Source organism: Halomonas sp. A29 (assembly GCF_046723295.1).
Classification (GTDB): domain Bacteria; phylum Pseudomonadota; class Gammaproteobacteria; order Pseudomonadales; family Halomonadaceae; genus Halomonas.
This window is the reverse complement of record NZ_JAXQPR010000012.1, coordinates 25,164-41,972: the sequence shown is the minus strand read 5'-3', so window position 1 is coordinate 41,972 and position 16,809 is coordinate 25,164. Positions and strand designations below refer to the sequence as shown.

Annotated in this window: 22 protein-coding genes; 3 read left to right on the top strand and 19 right to left on the bottom strand. The window is 62.6% G+C overall.

Annotated features, from left to right (window positions below):
* The first annotated feature begins 196 nt into the window (after positions 1-196).
* Positions 197-712: a 3-hydroxyacyl-[acyl-carrier-protein] dehydratase FabA gene (gene fabA / locus SPH52_RS19760; RefSeq protein WP_411796756.1), complete on the top strand. Its 516-nt coding sequence runs from the start codon at positions 197-199 to the stop codon at positions 710-712.
* A 14-nt stretch (positions 713-726) separates the two neighbouring features.
* Entirely contained in the window at positions 727-1,944 is a 1,218-nt protein-coding gene (gene fabB / locus SPH52_RS19755) for a beta-ketoacyl-ACP synthase I (protein WP_411796755.1), read from the top strand.
* Positions 1,945-2,011: 67 nt separating this feature from the next.
* Here fabB and SPH52_RS19750 read toward each other — a convergent pair whose 3' ends face one another.
* From SPH52_RS19750 to SPH52_RS19735, 4 genes are all read right to left on the bottom strand, one after another.
* A complete protein-coding gene (locus SPH52_RS19750) occupies positions 2,012-2,782 on the bottom strand; it encodes a lysophospholipid acyltransferase family protein (RefSeq protein ID WP_411796754.1) in 771 nt (256 codons plus the stop codon).
* Positions 2,779-3,672, bottom strand: coding sequence for a sugar nucleotide-binding protein (locus tag SPH52_RS19745; RefSeq protein WP_411796753.1), 894 nt, complete (start codon positions 3,670-3,672; stop codon positions 2,779-2,781). Before SPH52_RS19745 ends, SPH52_RS19750 begins: the two co-directional genes overlap by 4 nt.
* Positions 3,673-3,706: 34 nt before the next feature.
* The gene (locus SPH52_RS19740) at positions 3,707-4,354 is read right to left on the bottom strand and encodes a single-stranded DNA-binding protein (RefSeq protein ID WP_411796752.1); all 648 of its coding nucleotides are present in this window, start codon (positions 4,352-4,354) and stop codon (positions 3,707-3,709) included.
* Between the two features lie 70 nt (positions 4,355-4,424).
* Entirely contained in the window at positions 4,425-5,813 is a 1,389-nt protein-coding gene (locus SPH52_RS19735; protein ID WP_411796751.1) for an MFS transporter, read from the bottom strand.
* A gap of 163 nt (positions 5,814-5,976) precedes the next feature.
* Between SPH52_RS19735 and uvrA the strand changes: the two genes are divergently transcribed.
* Positions 5,977-8,838, top strand: a complete 2,862-nt coding sequence (uvrA, locus tag SPH52_RS19730) for an excinuclease ABC subunit UvrA (protein WP_411796750.1) — start codon at positions 5,977-5,979, stop codon at positions 8,836-8,838.
* A 92-nt stretch (positions 8,839-8,930) separates the two neighbouring features.
* Here uvrA and rplQ read toward each other — a convergent pair whose 3' ends face one another.
* From rplQ to rplE, 15 genes are all read right to left on the bottom strand, one after another.
* Positions 8,931-9,326: a 50S ribosomal protein L17 gene (gene rplQ, locus SPH52_RS19725; protein WP_197566634.1), complete on the bottom strand. Its 396-nt coding sequence runs from the start codon at positions 9,324-9,326 to the stop codon at positions 8,931-8,933.
* A gap of 39 nt (positions 9,327-9,365) precedes the next feature.
* Positions 9,366-10,364: a DNA-directed RNA polymerase subunit alpha gene (locus SPH52_RS19720; RefSeq protein ID WP_411796749.1), complete on the bottom strand. Its 999-nt coding sequence runs from the start codon at positions 10,362-10,364 to the stop codon at positions 9,366-9,368.
* An 82-nt stretch (positions 10,365-10,446) separates the two neighbouring features.
* A complete protein-coding gene (gene rpsD, locus SPH52_RS19715) occupies positions 10,447-11,067 on the bottom strand; it encodes a 30S ribosomal protein S4 (RefSeq protein WP_411796748.1) in 621 nt (206 codons plus the stop codon).
* A 12-nt stretch (positions 11,068-11,079) separates the two neighbouring features.
* A complete protein-coding gene (gene rpsK, locus SPH52_RS19710) occupies positions 11,080-11,466 on the bottom strand; it encodes a 30S ribosomal protein S11 (RefSeq protein WP_010626488.1) in 387 nt (128 codons plus the stop codon).
* Between the two features lie 39 nt (positions 11,467-11,505).
* A complete protein-coding gene (gene rpsM / locus SPH52_RS19705) occupies positions 11,506-11,862 on the bottom strand; it encodes a 30S ribosomal protein S13 (protein ID WP_010626487.1) in 357 nt (118 codons plus the stop codon).
* Between the two features lie 121 nt (positions 11,863-11,983).
* Positions 11,984-12,097, bottom strand: coding sequence for a 50S ribosomal protein L36 (gene rpmJ, locus SPH52_RS19700; protein ID WP_009099023.1), 114 nt, complete (start codon positions 12,095-12,097; stop codon positions 11,984-11,986).
* A 52-nt stretch (positions 12,098-12,149) separates the two neighbouring features.
* Positions 12,150-13,481: a preprotein translocase subunit SecY gene (secY, locus tag SPH52_RS19695; RefSeq protein WP_159554797.1), complete on the bottom strand. Its 1,332-nt coding sequence runs from the start codon at positions 13,479-13,481 to the stop codon at positions 12,150-12,152.
* Positions 13,482-13,916, bottom strand: a complete 435-nt coding sequence (gene rplO, locus SPH52_RS19690; protein ID WP_411796747.1) for a 50S ribosomal protein L15 — start codon at positions 13,914-13,916, stop codon at positions 13,482-13,484.
* A 3-nt stretch (positions 13,917-13,919) separates the two neighbouring features.
* Positions 13,920-14,102 carry a 50S ribosomal protein L30 gene (gene rpmD, locus SPH52_RS19685; protein WP_010626484.1) on the bottom strand — a complete coding sequence of 61 codons (183 nt, stop codon included), beginning with the start codon at positions 14,100-14,102 and terminating at the stop codon, positions 13,920-13,922.
* A 5-nt stretch (positions 14,103-14,107) separates the two neighbouring features.
* Complete coding sequence (gene rpsE, locus SPH52_RS19680) at positions 14,108-14,608, bottom strand: 30S ribosomal protein S5 (RefSeq protein WP_010626483.1); 501 nt, start codon at positions 14,606-14,608, stop codon at positions 14,108-14,110.
* A gap of 11 nt (positions 14,609-14,619) precedes the next feature.
* The gene (gene rplR, locus SPH52_RS19675; protein WP_111413347.1) at positions 14,620-14,970 is read right to left on the bottom strand and encodes a 50S ribosomal protein L18; all 351 of its coding nucleotides are present in this window, start codon (positions 14,968-14,970) and stop codon (positions 14,620-14,622) included.
* A 9-nt stretch (positions 14,971-14,979) separates the two neighbouring features.
* The gene (rplF, locus tag SPH52_RS19670) at positions 14,980-15,510 is read right to left on the bottom strand and encodes a 50S ribosomal protein L6 (RefSeq protein ID WP_411796746.1); all 531 of its coding nucleotides are present in this window, start codon (positions 15,508-15,510) and stop codon (positions 14,980-14,982) included.
* A gap of 9 nt (positions 15,511-15,519) precedes the next feature.
* Positions 15,520-15,912: a 30S ribosomal protein S8 gene (gene rpsH, locus SPH52_RS19665; RefSeq protein WP_228574999.1), complete on the bottom strand. Its 393-nt coding sequence runs from the start codon at positions 15,910-15,912 to the stop codon at positions 15,520-15,522.
* Between the two features lie 32 nt (positions 15,913-15,944).
* A complete protein-coding gene (gene rpsN / locus SPH52_RS19660; RefSeq protein ID WP_411796745.1) occupies positions 15,945-16,250 on the bottom strand; it encodes a 30S ribosomal protein S14 in 306 nt (101 codons plus the stop codon).
* Between the two features lie 10 nt (positions 16,251-16,260).
* Entirely contained in the window at positions 16,261-16,800 is a 540-nt protein-coding gene (rplE, locus tag SPH52_RS19655; protein WP_228575003.1) for a 50S ribosomal protein L5, read from the bottom strand.
* Positions 16,801-16,809: the final 9 nt, after the last annotated feature.

Genomic DNA, 16,809 nt, shown 5'->3' with positions numbered 1-16,809 from the left:
GCATCGACCCTATATAGAGTATCGACACTTTGCGCCGACACTTTAATCGTTGGCGCCAGTTGCGTCATGCCTGACGTGCAATCATGGGCCTCGGCCAGTAGACTAGGCATGGCCGCCCGGCGGGTTGGCTCTGCGCCATTCTGCCTCCGCACCGCACGCGGAAGGGCCCATTACAACTGCGACTCGGAACGACTCAGTGACCAAGCAACACTCTTTCGAACGCGAAGAACTGCTGGCATGCAGCCGCGGCGAGCTCTTCGGCCCCGGCAACGCTCAGCTGCCGGCACCCAACATGCTGATGCTCGATCGTATCACTCGCATCTATGAAGATGGCGGTGACTTCGGCAAGGGCGAGCTGATTGCCGAGCTGGATATCCATCCCGACCTGTGGTTCTTCGACTGCCACTTCCCCGGCGATCCGGTGATGCCCGGCTGCCTGGGCCTGGACGCCATGTGGCAGCTGGTGGGCTTTTACCTGGGCTGGCTCGGCAACCCCGGACGGGGCCGAGCACTCGGCTGTGGCGAGGTGAAGTTCACCGGCCAGATCCTGCCCGACGCCAAGAAGGTCACCTACAAGATCGACATCAAGCGCATCATCACCCGGCGCCTGATCCTCGGCATCGCCGATGGCACCGTATCGGTCGATGGACGCGATATCTATCAGGCCAACGACCTGCGGGTCGGCCTGTTCACTTCTACCGCGAATTTCTGAAACAGGAGGCTTCCATGCGACGAGTGGTAGTCACCGGCCTGGGCATCGTATCCTGCCTGGGCAACGACCCACAGGCGGTCGTCGAGGCGCTCAGGAATGGGCGCTCGGGTATTCGCTTCAAGGAGGAATATGCCGAGCGCGGCTTTCGCAGCCAGGTCGCCGGGATCGTTGATATCGATCTCGATGCCCTGATCGACCGCAAGCTGCGTCGCTTCATGGGCGACGCCGCGGCCTATGCTTATGTCAGCATGGCACAGGCCATCGAGGACTCCGGACTGAGCCCCGAGCAGGTCTCGAGTGAACGCACCGGACTGATTGCCGGCTCCGGCGGCGCCTCCAGTGCCAACCAGGTCGAGGCCGCCGACGTGATGCGCGAGAAGGGCCTGCGTCGAGTCGGCCCCTACCGGGTGACTCGTACCATGGGCAGCACCGTCTCCGCCTGCCTGGCTACGCCGTTCAAGATCAAGGGCGTCAACTACTCGATCTCCTCGGCCTGCGCCACCTCGGCCCACTGCATCGGCAGCGCCATGGAGCAGATCCAGATGGGTAAGCAGGACGTCGTCTTCGCCGGCGGCGGCGAGGAGGAGCACTGGACGCTGTCATGCCTGTTCGACGCCATGGGTGCCCTGACGACCCAGTACAATGACACGCCCGACAAGGCTTCGCGCCCCTATGACAAGGCTCGCGACGGCTTCGTCATTGCCGGCGGCGGCGGCATGCTGGTACTCGAGGAGCTCGAGCACGCCAAGGCCCGCGGGGCGAAGATCTATGCCGAGCTGGTCGGCTACGGCGCCACTTCCGACGGTCATGACATGGTCGCCCCCTCCGGCGAGGGCGCGGTGCGCTGCATGCGTCAGGCCCTGGCCACCGTCGAAGGCTCGATCGATTACATCAACACCCACGGTACTTCCACGCCGGTGGGCGACGTCGCCGAACTCAAGGCGATCCGTGAGGTCTTCGGCGACAGTACTCCGCCGATGAGTTCCACCAAGTCGCTGACCGGACACTCGCTGGGTGCTACCGGTGTGCAGGAAACGATCTACTCGCTGCTGATGATGGAGCACGACTTCATCGCCGCCTCGGCCAACGTCGATGAACTCGACGATCAGGCCGCCGGCTTCGATATCGTCACCAGCTTGCGCGACGGTGTCAGCGTCGATCGCGTGCTCTCCAACAGCTTTGGCTTCGGTGGTACCAACGCTTGTCTGGTACTGCAGCGCTACCGCGACTAGCGACGAGCCGGCCCACAACGCAGAAGGCGCCCCGAGGGGCGCCTTCTGCGCTTCGGTATCCACCGTCTCAGCTGTCGCTCGGGTTGGAAGTCATCGCCACTGCCGGCTTGGCCTCGACCGGTCGCGGAATCTCGGAGATCTCGGCCAGGCGCGCTTCGATCCAGGCTTCGACCTCGACCAGCACCTCCTCCGGCGTACGCCCCACGGTATCAATCGGCTCCCCCACAACCACGTTAAGCACACCCGGATTCTTGACCCAGCGGCGCCCCGGCCAGCGCTCACCGGCATTGTGTGCAACCGGCACCACCGGCACTCCGGCGCGACAGGCGATGACGGCACCGCTCTTGTTGTAACGCCGCCGTTGCCCCGGGTCCACGCGGGTGCCCTCGGGAAAGATCAGCACCGACAGCCCCTCCTGGAGGCGCACCACTCCCTGGCTCAGCACCTGCCGCATGGCCCGTGCCGGCTTCGAACGATCAAGGGCAATGGGATGCAGCAGCCGTAACCCCCAGCCGAACACCGGGATACGCAACAGCTCCTGCTTGAGCACCGTACATACCGGTGGTTTGAGGATCTGCAGGAAGATGGTCTCCCACTCGCACTGGTGATTGGCCAAGATCACGCAAGGCCCCTGCGGCAGGTGCTCCCTGCCACTGACGCGGTAGGTCACGCCACAGGTCCAGCGGAACCAGGCGGTAATGAAGTGGTTATAGAGATTGAGCAGGCGATAGCGTGCCGGTAGCGCCAGCAGTGGCGAAACAGGCAGGAACAGCACGCCACAAACGAAGATGGCGAAGAAATAGCCGACATAGAACAGCAGACTGCGCAGCACGTTCATGGAGGAGAACCGCCTTCTTCTTTACACATGGCGGCACGCCGTGCCTGGCACCAGTTGTCGAGCAGACGCCCCACTTCCAGCCGCCAAGGCTTCTGATGCACACCGAAGGCCTCCAGCACGCGCCGACAGTTGAGTACCCGTCGCAGCGGCTGGTCGTGATGGTGTTTGAGCGGCTTGACCTCGCCCAGCACCACTCGCTCGCCCAGCCCCTCCAGCCGCGTCGATAGCTGGGTGCGCACCATGGAGGTGAAGGTATAAGCACTGACCGGTTCCGTACCCGCCAGATGATAGGCCCCCCAGGCATTGGAACCGCAAGAGAGTTGGTGCAGCATACCGACCAACGCCATGGCCACGGCATCTGCCGAGGTAGGGCAGAAGATTACGTCCTGTGCCGCCCGCACCTCATCCCCGGCCACCAGGCTGTCGATCACCCCATTGAGCCAGGCATGCCCGCCCTCCAGCGCGAACAGCGGCCCCAGCCGTACAATCAGGTGACGCGGATGGCTGCCACGGATGCGATCGCCAATGGCGATCAGCCGCCTGAGACTCTCGTCGCGTGGCGCCGGGATCACATGCTCGTCGATGGGTGTCTCGAAGCCATCCTGGTAGAGCTGGTCGGAGACGCACCATACCAGCGGCGTATCGGTCTCGCGACACGCCGCCAGACAGGCATCCACCCCCGCTCCGTGAGCGACTACGGCCGCAGGCTCTATCTCCATCGGTGCCGACAGTGGTGGGATGAGCACCGCCGTCGGCGCTACCTCACGCAACATGGCGGCATCGATCTTCAAGCCAGGCTCGATGACGAGTTCAGCATCACTGCGGCGGTGCACAAGCCTGGCCAGGGCCAGGTTGAGGCAGTGGCCGGCATCCAGTACCAACAGCTTCACGCAGTAGCCTCCGGCAGCCTAGGTCGGGAAGGCTTCAGAACGGGATCTCGTCGTCGAAATCGTCAAAGCTGCCCGGATCGGGCGCACCGTAATTGCTCTGCTTCTGCCCCCCTTGCTGGGGCTGGCCACCTTGCTGGGGCTGGCCGGCCGGCGCCGGGCGCTGCTGGGGCTGACCGCCGCCATAGCCGCCCTGCTGGGGTGCATTGCCGAAACCGCCACCTTGGGGGGGAGCGCCATAGCCGCCCTGCTGAGGCGCGGAAGCTTGCGTCGGGGCACCCTGGGGAGCGCCATAGCCGCCCTGCTGCTGGGGCATGCCTGCCCCGGGCTGGCCACCAAAATCACCGCTGCGAGAATCGAGCATCTGCATGTCGTTGCATACGATCTCGGTAGTGTAGCGATCCTGGCCGTCCTGGCCCTGCCACTTGCGCGTCTGCAGGCGCCCTTCCACGTAGATGCGCGCCCCTTTCTTCAGGTACTGCTGAGCAATTTCGGCCAGCTTGTTGAACAGCACCACACTGTGCCACTCGGTGCGCTCCTGGCGCTGGCCGCTCTGACGGTCGGTCCAGGTGTCGGTGGTAGCGACACGCAGGTTGGCGACGGGACTACCGGAAGGCATGAAGCGAACCTCGGGATCCTGCCCCAGGTTGCCGATGATAATGACCTTGTTGACACCACGAGCCATGCTGGACTCCCTCTAAAATGACATGTGTATTGTAGTGAAACGGCCTGATAGGCCATACCCGACAGGCTGGCTAGCCGCCGCGACGACGGCCCGAACGGATCAGGCGCGCCAGGGCATCCTCGTCGAGGCGTCGCCGATCCACCTTAAGATACGCGACTCGCTCCTCCGGCACGACCAGAACGTCCTCCACTCCGGCTACCTCAGCAAAGCTCGCCATCAGCGTATCGAGCGCGTCCTCATGATGGTCATCATCCAGCGCCACCACCTCACTGGAGAGATGCGGTGGCGCCGGCATGCCCAGCATCAGCAGCCACCAGATGCCGGCAAGCACGGCACTGCCGACGAACACCGCCGGAAGCCCCCACTGCTGAGCCAGAAAACCGCCCAGCACGCCGCCAAGAAAGGCGCCGAGGAACTGGCTGGTGGAATAGACGCCCATGGCGGTGCCTTTGGCACCGGCCGGCGCCAGCTTGCTCAGCATCGACGGCAACATCGCCTCGAGCAAGTTGAAAGCGATGAAGAACAGCAGCAGCCAGGCGAACAGCGCCCAGCCACTACCAAACCCGGCCAGGCCAGCAAGGCTGACGGTAATGGCGGCGATCGCCGCCAGGCTCATGCCCTTCATGCGCTGACGCTTCTCGGCCACGATTACCAGCGGCACCATGCCCACGAAGGCCAGCGCCATGATGCCGAGGTAGGTCAGCCCATGGCGCTCCGCCTCGATGCCCGCTTCGACCAGGCGGAACGGCACGGCAACGAAGATAGCCATCAGCACCAGGTGCAGGGAAAAGATCGACAGATCGAGTCGCCATAGGTCGGCACGGGTGAAAATGGTGGCCAGCTGCTTACGGTCGATACCCACGTCACGATGCCGCAGCCGCCGCGGCGCCGCTGGCACCACCTTCCACAGCACCACCAGCCCCAGCCCGGCAAGCAGCGCCGTGAACCAGAATACCGAGGAGAGACCGAACGCAGCCGCCAGCCAGGGGCCTAGCACCATGGCAACGGCAAATGCCACGCCTATGGATAGCCCGATAGTGGCCATGGCAGCCGTGCGCACCTGTTCACGGGTCTGGTCGGCCAGCAGTGCCATGATCGCCGCTGCAACCGCCCCGCTGCCCTGCAGGCAGCGTCCCAGGATCACCCCGCCCATGGTATCGGCAGACGCTGCCACCACGCTGCCGAGCATGAACAACAGGAATCCCGCAGCGATCACCGGCTTGCGCCCGAAACGATCGGAGAGCAGGCCGAAGGGAATCTGCAGGACCGCCTGGGTGAGCCCGTACACCCCCAGCGCCAGGCCCACCAGCAGCGGCGTGGCACCAGTCAGCTCGTCGGCATACAGCGCCAGCACCGGCAGAACCATGAACAGCCCCAGCATGCGGGTAGCATACAAGCCGGCCAGGCCGGTAATGGCGCGCCGTTCGGAGGCTAGCAACAGTCCAGGGACCTTGCGCATAGGGAGTGAGACGCTTCCATGGGTAGGTGGGCCAAGGCCCTACGATGAACCGACTATTCTAACGATTCCGAGCCCCACAGGAAACGTCCCGACCAGCGCCGCTTTGGCGCGCGGTCGGCCGCAGGCGTATAATCGAGGTTTTGCCGAGCGCCATGAGGTGTGAATGGACAGGATCGTGGTCAGGGGTGCGCGCACCCACAACCTCAAGCAGATCGACGTCGAGCTGCCCCGCGACAGCCTGATCGTCGTCACCGGGCTTTCGGGCTCGGGCAAGTCATCGCTGGCCTTCGACACGCTCTATGCCGAAGGCCAGCGACGCTACGTGGAGTCGCTCTCCACCTACGCCCGGCAATTCCTGTCGATGATGGAGAAGCCCGATGTCGATCACATCGAAGGGCTATCGCCGGCGATTTCCATCGAACAGAAGTCCACCTCGCACAACCCGCGCTCCACCGTCGGCACTATTACCGAGATCTACGACTACCTGCGCCTGCTGTTCGCCCGCGCCGGCACGCCGCGCTGCCCCGAGCATGGCGAGGAGCTGGAGGCAAGCACCATCTCACAGATGGTCGACCAGGTGCTGGCCCTGCCCGAAGGCAGCAAGCTGATGCTGCTGGCACCGGTGGTCAAGGGTCGCAAGGGCGAACACCTGCAGCTGCTTGCCGAGCTGCGCGCCCAAGGCTTCGTGCGCGTCATGGTCAATGGACAGGCGCTGGAGCTCGACGACATCGCTCCGCTGGACAAGAACAAGAAGCACGACATCAGCGTGGTGGTCGATCGCATCAAGGTGCGCGAAGGTCTGGCGCAGCGCCTGGCGGAGTCATTCGAGACCGCCCTCAACCTGGCCGACGGCATCGCCGTGGTTCACTTCATGGACGGTGAGGCCGAGGACATTACCTTCTCGGCGCGCTTCGCCTGCCCGGTGTGCGGCTACGCCATCGCCGAGCTCGAACCGCGCATGTTCTCGTTCAACAACCCCGCCGGCGCCTGCCCTACCTGCGACGGACTCGGCGTGCAGCAGGTCTTCGATCCCGACAAGCTCATCAGCCACCCGGAGCTTTCGCTGGCCGAAGGCGTGATCAAGGGCTGGGACCGGCGCAGCGTCTACTACTTCAGTCAGCTGCAGGCGGTGGCCGACCATTATCGCTTCACCCTCGAGACGCCATGGCAGGAACTGGCCCGCCACGAGAAGGATGTCATCCTCTACGGTAGCGGCGACGATGAGATCGCGTTCAGCTACGTCAACGACCGTGGCCGCCGCGTAACCCGCGAACACCCCTTCGAAGGGGTACTGCCCAACATGCAGCGGCGCTACCGTGAAACCGAGTCGAGCATGGTGCGCGAGGAGCTGGCGCGCTACATTGCCGATCGCCCCTGCCCCAGCTGTGACGGCTCGCGCCTGCGCAAGGAGGCTCGCCATGTCTTCATCGACGAGCACACCCTGCCGCAGATCGTGCAACTGCCGATCGGCGAGGCCTGGGGTTACTTCCAGCAGCTGACCCTACCCGGGCGCAAGGGCGAAATTGCCCAGAAAGTGATCAACGAAATCCACGCCCGCCTCGAGTTCCTGGTCAACGTCGGCCTGGACTACCTCACTCTCGAGCGCAGCGCAGAGACCCTCTCCGGGGGCGAGGCCCAGCGTATTCGCCTGGCGAGCCAGATCGGCGCCGGCCTGGTAGGCGTCATGTACATTCTCGACGAGCCCTCCATCGGTCTGCATCAGCGCGACAACGACCGCCTGCTCAAGACCTTGATCCACCTGCGCGACCTCGGCAATACCGTGATCGTGGTGGAGCACGACGAGGACGCCATCCGTGCCGCTGATCACGTGCTAGACATCGGCCCGGGCGCCGGCGTCCATGGTGGACGTATCGTTGCCCAAGGCACGCCCGAGGACGTCATGGCCAGCCACGACTCGCTGACCGGCCAATACCTTTCCGGCAGGCGGCGCATCGAAGTCCCCAAGTGGCGCATTCCCGGCAATCCCGAGAAGCAGCTACGCCTGACCGGCGCCCACGGCAACAACCTCCACAACGTCAGCCTGACCCTGCCGTTAGGACTGTTCATCTGCGTCACCGGCGTCTCCGGCTCGGGCAAGTCGACGCTGATCAACTCCACGCTGATGCCGATCGCCGCTCGTGAACTCAACCATGCCACCACCTTGACGCCGGCGCCCTTCGATCACATCGAAGGCCTCGATCAGCTCGACAAGGTGATCGATATCGACCAGAGTCCCATCGGTCGCACGCCACGCTCCAACCCGGCCACCTATACTGGCATCTTCACGCCGATCCGCGAGCTCTTCGCCGGCACCCAGGAAGCACGCTCGCGCGGCTACAAGCCCGGACGCTTCAGCTTCAACGTCAAGGGCGGGCGCTGCGAGGCGTGCCAGGGCGAGGGCATGATCAAGGTCGAGATGCATTTCCTGCCCGACATCTACGTGCCCTGCGACGTGTGCAAGGGCAAACGCTACAACCGCGAGACGCTGGAGATCGCCTACAAGGGCAAGAGCATCGACGAGGTGCTGGGAATGACTGTCGAGGAAGCGCTGGAGTTCTTCAGCCCGGTACCGGCCATCGCCCGCCGCCTGCAGACCCTGCTCGACGTGGGACTCTCCTACATCCGCCTGGGCCAGAGCGCCACAACGCTTTCCGGCGGCGAAGCCCAACGCGTCAAACTGGCCCGGGAGCTGGCCAAGCGCGATACCGGCAAGACTCTGTACATCCTCGACGAACCCACCACCGGACTGCACTTCGAGGACATTCGCCAGTTGCTCGTCGTGCTCCATCGACTGCGCGACCACGGCAATACCATCGTGGTGATCGAGCACAACCTGGACGTGATCAAGACCGCCGACTGGATCGTTGATCTCGGCCCCGAGGGCGGTTCCGGCGGTGGCCGCATCATTGCCGAGGGCACCCCCGAGCAGGTGGCCGAGATGGAAGTCTCCCATACCGGACGCTTCCTCAAGCCGCTGCTGGAACGGGCCAAGAGCAAGCAGGCCGAACCAGCGACGTCCAAGTAGGGGTCGCAAGGCGCAAAGAAAACCCGGCTTCGTAAAGAAGCCGGGTTTTTCGTCTTGCTACAGCACTGCCGGGCCGGGCCCGCCGCCGGGGATCACTCCTCGGTGACGACTTCCTCGGCTTCCTCGACGACCGGACGGTCAACGAGTTCGACGAAGGCCATGGGGGCGTTGTCGCCAGTGCGGAAACCGCACTTGAGGATACGGACGTAACCGCCCGGACGCTCGACGTAACGCGGACCCAGCTCGTTGAAGAGCTTGCCGACCGCTTCCTTCGAGCGGGTACGGCTGAAGGCCAGACGACGATTGGCAACGCTGTCCTGCTTGGCCAGGGTGATCAGCGGCTCGATGACGCGACGCAGCTCCTTGGCCTTGGGCAGGGTTGTCTTGATCACTTCGTGCTCGATCAGCGACACGCTCATGTTCTTGAACATGGCCTGGCGATGCGAGCTGGTGCGATTCAGATGACGACCACTCTTACGATGACGCATGGTTGTGATTCCTTACCAAACTGGGACTCGAGTCGACGCTCACGCGGAGGCCTTGTCGTCCTTCAGGCTCGCCGGCGGCCAGTTCTCCAGCCGCATGCCAAGGGAAAGACCACGAGCAGCCAACACGTCCTTGATTTCGTTCAAAGACTTCTTGCCGAGGTTCGGCGTCTTCAGCAGCTCGACTTCGGTGCGCTGAATCAGATCGCCAATGTAGTAGATATTCTCGGCCTTCAAGCAGTTGGCACTGCGGACGGTCAACTCGAGATCGTCTACGGGACGCAGCAGGATGGGATCGACGTGATCCTCTTCCTCCACGACCTCCTGTTCCTTGTCGGCTTCCAGATCGACGAACGCTGCCAGCTGCTCCTGCAGGATGGTCGCGCTGCGACGGATCGCCTCTTCGGGATCCAGGGTGCCGTCGGTTTCCAGGTCGATGATCAGCTTGTCGAGATCGGTACGCTGCTCGACACGTGCGGCATCGACTGCATAGGAGACACGGCGCACGGGGCTGAAGGTGGCATCCAGCTGCAGGCGACCGATGGCACGCGATTCGTCGTCGGCACCAACACGGGCATCCGCCGGCTCGTAGCCACGACCGCGAGCGATCTTGAGCTGCATCTTGAGCTCAGCACCCTCGTTGACGTGGGCGATGACGTGCTCCGGGTTAACGATCTCGACGTCGTGATCGAGGACGATGTCGCCCGCGGTCACCACGGCCGGGCCCTGCTTGTTCAGCGAGAGCACCGCCTCGTCGCGACTGTGCATGCGGATGGCCACGTCCTTGAGGTTCAGAAGAATCTCGATGACGTCTTCCTGAACACCCTCGATCGCGCTGTACTCATGCTCAACACCCGAGATCTCGACTTCCACCACGGCACAGCCGGGCATGGAAGAGAGCAGAATGCGACGCAGCGCATTGCCCAGGGTATGGCCAAAGCCACGCTCGAACGGCTCGAGCACGATCTTCGCGTGATGCGCGCTGATCTCTTCGACCTTGATATCGCGCGGACGGAGAAACTCTGTCACTGAACGCTGCATAACTACACCTTTGAGGCTGCCTAACGGTTACTCGGTACTCGTTGCCGGCCCGTGAGGGCCGGCACGACGCGATCAGCGACGCTTACTTCGAGTACAGCTCGACGATCAGGTTTTCGTTGATGTCGGCCGACAGGTCGCCGCGTTCCGGGATAGCCTTGAAGGTGCCTTCCATCTTCTTCGCGTCCACCTCGATCCAGGCAACTTCGCCACGGTTGGCAGCGATGGAAAGCGCACTCTGGATGCGCGCCTGGTTCTTCGCCTTCTCGCGAACGGAAACCACGTCACCGGGCTTGACCTGGTAGGAAGCCACGTTGACGGTACGGCCATTGACCGCAATCGCCTTGTGGCTCACCAGCTGGCGCGCCTCGGAACGGGTGGAACCGAAGCCCATGCGGTAGACGACATTGTCCAGTCGGGATTCGAGCAGCTGCAGCAGAACTTCACCGGTGGCGCCGGAACGACGGGCGGCCTCCTTGTAGTAGCTGCGGAACTGCTTCTCGAGTACGCCATAGATACGACGTACCTTCTGCTTCTCGCGAAGCTGCAAGCCGTAGTCGGAAAGACGCTGACGGCGCTGGCCGTGCACACCCGGAATCTGCTCGGATTTGCACTTTTTCTCGAAGGGAGTCACACCACTCTTCAGGAAGAGGTCGGTGCCTTCACGACGAGACAGTTTGCACTTCGGTCCAATATAACGAGCCATGAATCTGTCTCCTTAAACGCGGCGTTTCTTCGGCGGACGGCAGCCATTGTGGGGAATGGGCGTCGCGTCAGTGATGCTCTGCACGCGGAAGCCGGCAGCACTCAGTGCGCGCACGGCGGATTCACGGCCAGGACCGGGGCCCTTGACCAGCACGTCGACGTTTTTCACACCATACTCGGCTGCAGCAGTCGCTGCACGTTCGCTTGCCACTTGAGCAGCGAACGGGGTGCTCTTGCGAGAACCACGAAAACCCGAACCACCGGCTGTTGCCCAAGAAAGAGCATTGCCCTGGCGGTCTGTGATCGTCACGATCGTGTTGTTAAAAGAGGCGTGGATATGCGCGACGGCGTCCACTACCTGCTTTTTAACCTTTTTACGGTTGCTACGCGGGTTAGCCATGTTGATGTCTATTCCTGTCTTTACGCCAGAACGTGCGTGTTACTTGCGGATCGGCTTACGCGGGCCCTTACGGGTACGCGCGTTAGTCTTGGTCCGCTGACCACGCAGCGGAAGACTACGACGATGACGCAGACCACGATAGCAACCCAAGTCCATGAGACGCTTGATGTTCAGCGTCACATCACGACGAAGGTCGCCTTCCACGGTGTACTTGCCAACCTCGGCACGCAGGGCATCAACCTCTTCAGAGGAGAGCTCCTGAATCTTGGTGGTCGGCGCGATGCCGGTTGCAGCACAGATTTCCTGTGCACGCGTGCGGCCAATCCCGAAGATATAGGTCAGCGAGATCGCCGCATGCTTGTTGTCCGGGATATTGACGCCTGCAATACGGGCCATCAGCTTTCTCCGAAATTTGAGCGGCTTGCTCGATTAGTCACTACAAAAGGCGCAACAGCATACCCCTTTACCCACCTTCGGGCAAGGGGTATGCCAGCACCGCTTTCTACAAACGCCAGAATCAACCCTGGCGCTGCTTGTGCCGCGGCTCGATGCAAATGACGCGGACCGCGCCATTGCGCCGAATGATCTTGCAGTTGCGGCACATCTTCTTGACGGAAGCTCGAACTTTCATCGTTCCTTCTCCAAAATTGGCACGCGGCGCGCCAAATCAACGGCGGCGCAGCTCAGCGCATGATGCCGCCACTGCCATAGCCTTTCAGGTTGGACTTCTTCATCACCGACTCGTACTGATGCGACATGAGGTGCGACTGCACCTGGGCCATGAAGTCCATGATGACCACGACCACGATCAACAGCGAGGTACCGCCGAAGAAGAACGGCACGTTCCACGCCACGATCAGGAACTGGGGCATCAGGGAAACCGCAGTGATGTACAGGGCACCGAACAGGGTCAAACGGGTCATGACCTTGTCGACATAGCGAGCGGTCTGCTCACCAGGGCGAATACCCGGGAGGAAGGCCCCTGACTTCTTGAGGTTGTCAGCGACATCCTTGGGGTTGAAGACCAGCGCTGTGTAAAAGAAGCAGAAGAATACCACCGCCGCCGCGAAAAGCAAGATGTACAGCGGCTGTCCCGGGCCCAGGGCCTGGGACGCGCGCTGCAGCCACTCCATGCCGTCGCCGGCTCCGACCCACTGGCCGATGGAGGCGGGGAACAGCAGGATGCTGGAAGCGAAGATCGGCGGAATCACGCCCGCCATGTTCACCTTCAGCGGCAAGTAGCTGCTCTGCCCGGCATACATCTTGTTACCGACCTGACGCCGCGGGTAGTTCACCGTGATGCGACGCTGGCCGCGCTCGATGAACACCACGAATGCCACGGTCGCCACGCCCAGTACGGAGAGGGCCAGCAGCGGCAGCACGTTCCACGCGCCTTCGTTGCGAGCCAGCTCGAACGCTTGCCCCACCGCACCCGGCAGGCCAGCGACGATACCGGCGAAGATCAGCAGCGAGATACCGTTGCCGATACCTTTTTCGGTGATCTGCTCACCCAACCACATCAGGAACACCGCACCCGACACGAACGTGACGATGGCGGTGAAATAGAAGCTGAAGTCAGCGGTGTAAGCGATGCCCTGGCTGGCCAGGCCCACCGACATGCCGGTGGCCTGGACGAAGGCCAGCAGCACGGTACCGTAGCGGGTGTACTGGCTGATCTTGCGGCGGCCGGCCTCGCCCTCCTTCTTCAACTGCTCAAGGTGGGGCGAGACCGCGGTCAGCAGCTGCATGATGATCGACGCCGAGATGTAGGGCATGATGCCCAGGGCGAAGATACTCATGCGCTCCAGCGCACCACCCGAGAACATGTTGAACAGTCCCAGGATGGTGCCCTGCTGCTCCCTGAACAAGGCAGCAAGCTGGTCAGGATTGATACCGGGAACGGGAATATGGGCACCGATACGGTACACCACGATGGCGAGGAGCACGAAGCGCAAGCGCGCCCACAGTTCACTCAGACCGCTGCCCATCGCCGGCATGTTTCCTGACTTGGCCATTTAGTCCTCTACCTTGCCACCAGCGGCTTCGATCGCGGCACGGGCACCCTTGGTGACCTTGAGACCGCGAACGGTGACCGCCTTGTTGACGTCGCCGGAAAGAATGATCTTCGCATGCAGCGTGGCATTCTTGAGCACGTTGGCCTGCTTCAGGGTCTCGAGGGTGATTTCGTCACCCGCGACCTTGGCCAGCTCGCTCAGACGCACCTCTTCGGAGACCAGCGACTTCATGGAGGTGAAGCCGAACTTGGGCAGACGCCGCTGCAGCGGCATCTGACCGCCCTCGAAGCCGGGCTTCACGGTGCCGCCGCTACGCGACTTCTGGCCCTTGTGACCACGACCACCGGTCTTGCCCAGACCGGAGCCGATGCCACGACCGACGCGCTTCTCGGCGTGCTTGGAGCCCGGAGCCGGGCTCAGCGTGTTGAGTTTCATGGATTACTCTCCCTCTACCCGCACAAGGTAGTTGACCTTGTGGATCATGCCGCGCACGGCAGGGGTGTCTTCCAGTTCGACCGTATGACCGATACGGCGCAGCCCCAGGCCCTTCATGGTGGCCTTGTGCTTGGGCAGCGTGCCGATGGTGCTACGGATCTGGGTAACCTTGAGTGTGGCTGCCATGGTATTTACCCCGTGATCGCTTCGACAGACAGGCCACGCTTGGCGGCGATGTCTTCCGGCGACTGCATGGAAGCGAGACCCTTGACGGTCGCGCGCACCACGTTTACCGGATTGGTGGAGCCGTAGCACTTGGCCAGGACGTCGTGGACGCCTGCCAGCTCGAGCACGGAGCGCATGGCGCCGCCGGCAATGATCCCGGTACCTTCAGAGGCCGGCTGCATGTACACCTTGGAGGCACCGTGACGGGCCTTGACCGGGTACTGCAGGGTATGACCCTTGAGGCTCACCTTGACCATGTTGCGGCGCGCCTGGTCCATGGCTTTCTGGATCGCGACCGGCACTTCACGCGCCTTGCCGCGGCCGAAGCCGACACGACCATTGCCGTCGCCCACGACGGTCAGGGCGGTGAAACCGAAGATTCGGCCACCCTTGACCACCTTGGCGACGCGGTTGACCTGCACGAGCTTTTCCTGCAGGTCGCCGGTGTTCTGTTCGTTCTTCGCCATCGTAAAACCCTTTAGAATTCCAGGCCGCCTTCACGTGCGGCGTCGGCCAGGGCCTTCACGCGACCGTGGTACTTGTAACCGGCACGATCGAAGGCTACCTGGGTGATGCCAGCCTGCTTGGCGCGTTCGGCAATCAGCGCACCGACCTTGGCGGCGGCGTCCGAGTTGCCAGTCGCACCCTCGCGCAGGTCCTTGTCCAGCGTGGAAGCGCTGGCCAGCACCTTGCCACCATCCGGCGAGATGATCTGCGCATAGATGTGGCGCGGGGTACGGTTGACGCACAGGCGATACACGCCCAGCTCGCGCATCTTGGCGCGAGCGCGGCGGGCACGACGGAGACGAGATTCTTTCTTCGCGTTCATAACCCTGCCTTACTTCTTCTTGGCTTCTTTACGACGCACTTGCTCGTCAGCATACCGCACACCCTTGCCCTTGTAGGGCTCAGGCGGACGGAAGGCACGAACCTCGGCGGCGACCTGGCCCAGCTTCTGCTTGTCCGCGCTCTTCAGCACGATGACGGTGTTCTTCGGCGTTTCCGCAGAGACACCCTCAGGCAGGGAATACTCGACCGGGTGAGAGAAGCCCAGTGACAGATTCAGCGTCTGGCCATTTGCCTGGGCACGATAGCCGACGCCAACGATTTCGAGGGTCTTGGTAAAGCCCTCGGAGACGCCGGTGACCAGGTTCTGGACCAGAGCACGAGTGGTGCCGGCCATGGCCCAGGACTTGGCGCTCTCGCTCGGATTGAAGGTCAGTTGACCCTCTTCCTGAGCGATGGCCACGTCCGGGTGAACGGTCATGGACAGCGTGCCCTGGCTGCCCTTGACGGTCAGCTGGTCGCCGTCGAGCTTGACGTCGACGCCGGCGGGCACTTTAACCGGATATTTGGCTACGCGGGACATTCCAGACTCCTAGAATACGGTGCAGATGACTTCGCCACCGACGCCCGCCTGGCGAGCGGCACGGTCGGTCATCACGCCCTTGGAGGTGGTGACGATCGCCACACCCATGCCGTCCGCCACCTTGGGCAGTGCATCCTTGCCCTTGTACTGGCGCAGAGACGGCTTGGATACCCGCTGCAGGTGTTCGATGACCGGCTTGCCCTCGAAGTACTTGAGGGTCACGGTCAGTTCGGGCTTGGTACCTTCAGCGACCGCGAAGTCGTTGATATAGCCCTCTTCCTTCAATACGCGGGCCACCGCGACCTTGAGCGTGGAGGACGGCATGGTAACCGTCTCCTTGGTGGCCATCTGCGCATTGCGGATACGGGTGAACATATCCGCCAGAGTGTCTTGCATGCTCATTTACATTGCGCTCCTGATGTTTCCGTGGCGGCTTACCAGCTGGACTTCTTCAGCCCAGGGACCTCACCACGCATAGCGGCTTCACGCAGCTTGTTACGGCCAAGGCCGAACTTGTTGTAGTAGCCGTGCGGACGACCGGTGATCCGACAGCGGTTACGCTGGCGAACCGGGCTGGAGTCGCGCGGCAACTGCTGCAGTTTCAGCGTCGCCTCGAAGCGCTCTTCGTCGGTAGTATTCACGTTCTGGATGATCGCCTTGAGCTCGGCACGGCGGGCCGCATACTTCGCGACCAGCTTGGTGCGCTTGAGCTCGCGTTCAATCATGCTCTTCTTTGCCATGATCCCACCCTTATTTCTTGAACGGGAAGTTCAGCGCGCTCAGCAGCGCACGACCTTCCTCGTCGGTGTTGGCAGTAGTGGTGATGGTGACATCCAGACCACGAATCCGGTCGATCTTATCATATTCGATCTCCGGGAAGATGATCTGCTCACGCACACCCATGGAGTAGTTGCCGCGACCGTCGAAGGACTTCGGGTTGAGACCACGGAAGTCACGTACGCGGGGGATCGCGATGTTGACCAGACGATCAAGGAACTCCCACATGCGCTCGGCGCGCAGGGTCACCTTGATGCCGATCGGCCAACCTTCGCGCACCTTGAAGCCCGCGATGGACTTGCGCGCATTGGTCACCAGCGGCTTCTGACCGGAGAGCTTCTCCAGGTCGCCGATGGCATTTTCGATCAGCTTCTTGTCGCTGGTCGCGTCACCGATGCCCATATTGAGGGTCACCTTGGTGATCCGCGGCACCTGCATCACGTTGGCGTAGCTGAACTGCTCTTTGAGCTGAGCCACCACCTCGTTCTGATAACGTTCTTTCAAGTTCGCCATTTTGCTACC

What these genes read in the sequence shown, in the direction of transcription:
- fabB (WP_411796755.1), top strand. Translation starts at nt 727, where the DNA reads ATGCGACGAGTGGTAGTCACCGGCCTGGGCATCGTATCCTGCCTGGGC.
- SPH52_RS19750 (WP_411796754.1), bottom strand. Translation starts at nt 2,782, where the DNA reads ATGAACGTGCTGCGCAGTCTGCTGTTCTATGTCGGCTATTTCTTCGCC.
- SPH52_RS19740 (WP_411796752.1), bottom strand. Translation starts at nt 4,354, where the DNA reads ATGGCTCGTGGTGTCAACAAGGTCATTATCATCGGCAACCTGGGGCAG.
- SPH52_RS19735 (WP_411796751.1), bottom strand. Translation starts at nt 5,813, where the DNA reads ATGCGCAAGGTCCCTGGACTGTTGCTAGCCTCCGAACGGCGCGCCATT.
- uvrA (WP_411796750.1), top strand. Translation starts at nt 5,977, where the DNA reads ATGGACAGGATCGTGGTCAGGGGTGCGCGCACCCACAACCTCAAGCAG.
- rplQ (WP_197566634.1), bottom strand. Translation starts at nt 9,326, where the DNA reads ATGCGTCATCGTAAGAGTGGTCGTCATCTGAATCGCACCAGCTCGCAT.
- SPH52_RS19720 (WP_411796749.1), bottom strand. Translation starts at nt 10,364, where the DNA reads ATGCAGCGTTCAGTGACAGAGTTTCTCCGTCCGCGCGATATCAAGGTC.
- rpsD (WP_411796748.1), bottom strand. Translation starts at nt 11,067, where the DNA reads ATGGCTCGTTATATTGGACCGAAGTGCAAACTGTCTCGTCGTGAAGGC.
- rpsK (WP_010626488.1), bottom strand. Translation starts at nt 11,466, where the DNA reads ATGGCTAACCCGCGTAGCAACCGTAAAAAGGTTAAAAAGCAGGTAGTG.
- rpsM (WP_010626487.1), bottom strand. Translation starts at nt 11,862, where the DNA reads ATGGCCCGTATTGCAGGCGTCAATATCCCGGACAACAAGCATGCGGCG.
- rpmJ (WP_009099023.1), bottom strand. Translation starts at nt 12,097, where the DNA reads ATGAAAGTTCGAGCTTCCGTCAAGAAGATGTGCCGCAACTGCAAGATC.
- secY (WP_159554797.1), bottom strand. Translation starts at nt 13,481, where the DNA reads ATGGCCAAGTCAGGAAACATGCCGGCGATGGGCAGCGGTCTGAGTGAA.
- rplO (WP_411796747.1), bottom strand. Translation starts at nt 13,916, where the DNA reads ATGAAACTCAACACGCTGAGCCCGGCTCCGGGCTCCAAGCACGCCGAG.
- rpmD (WP_010626484.1), bottom strand. Translation starts at nt 14,102, where the DNA reads ATGGCAGCCACACTCAAGGTTACCCAGATCCGTAGCACCATCGGCACG.
- rpsE (WP_010626483.1), bottom strand. Translation starts at nt 14,608, where the DNA reads ATGGCGAAGAACGAACAGAACACCGGCGACCTGCAGGAAAAGCTCGTG.
- rplR (WP_111413347.1), bottom strand. Translation starts at nt 14,970, where the DNA reads ATGAACGCGAAGAAAGAATCTCGTCTCCGTCGTGCCCGCCGCGCTCGC.
- rplF (WP_411796746.1), bottom strand. Translation starts at nt 15,510, where the DNA reads ATGTCCCGCGTAGCCAAATATCCGGTTAAAGTGCCCGCCGGCGTCGAC.
- rpsH (WP_228574999.1), bottom strand. Translation starts at nt 15,912, where the DNA reads ATGAGCATGCAAGACACTCTGGCGGATATGTTCACCCGTATCCGCAAT.
- rpsN (WP_411796745.1), bottom strand. Translation starts at nt 16,250, where the DNA reads ATGGCAAAGAAGAGCATGATTGAACGCGAGCTCAAGCGCACCAAGCTG.
- rplE (WP_228575003.1), bottom strand. Translation starts at nt 16,800, where the DNA reads ATGGCGAACTTGAAAGAACGTTATCAGAACGAGGTGGTGGCTCAGCTC.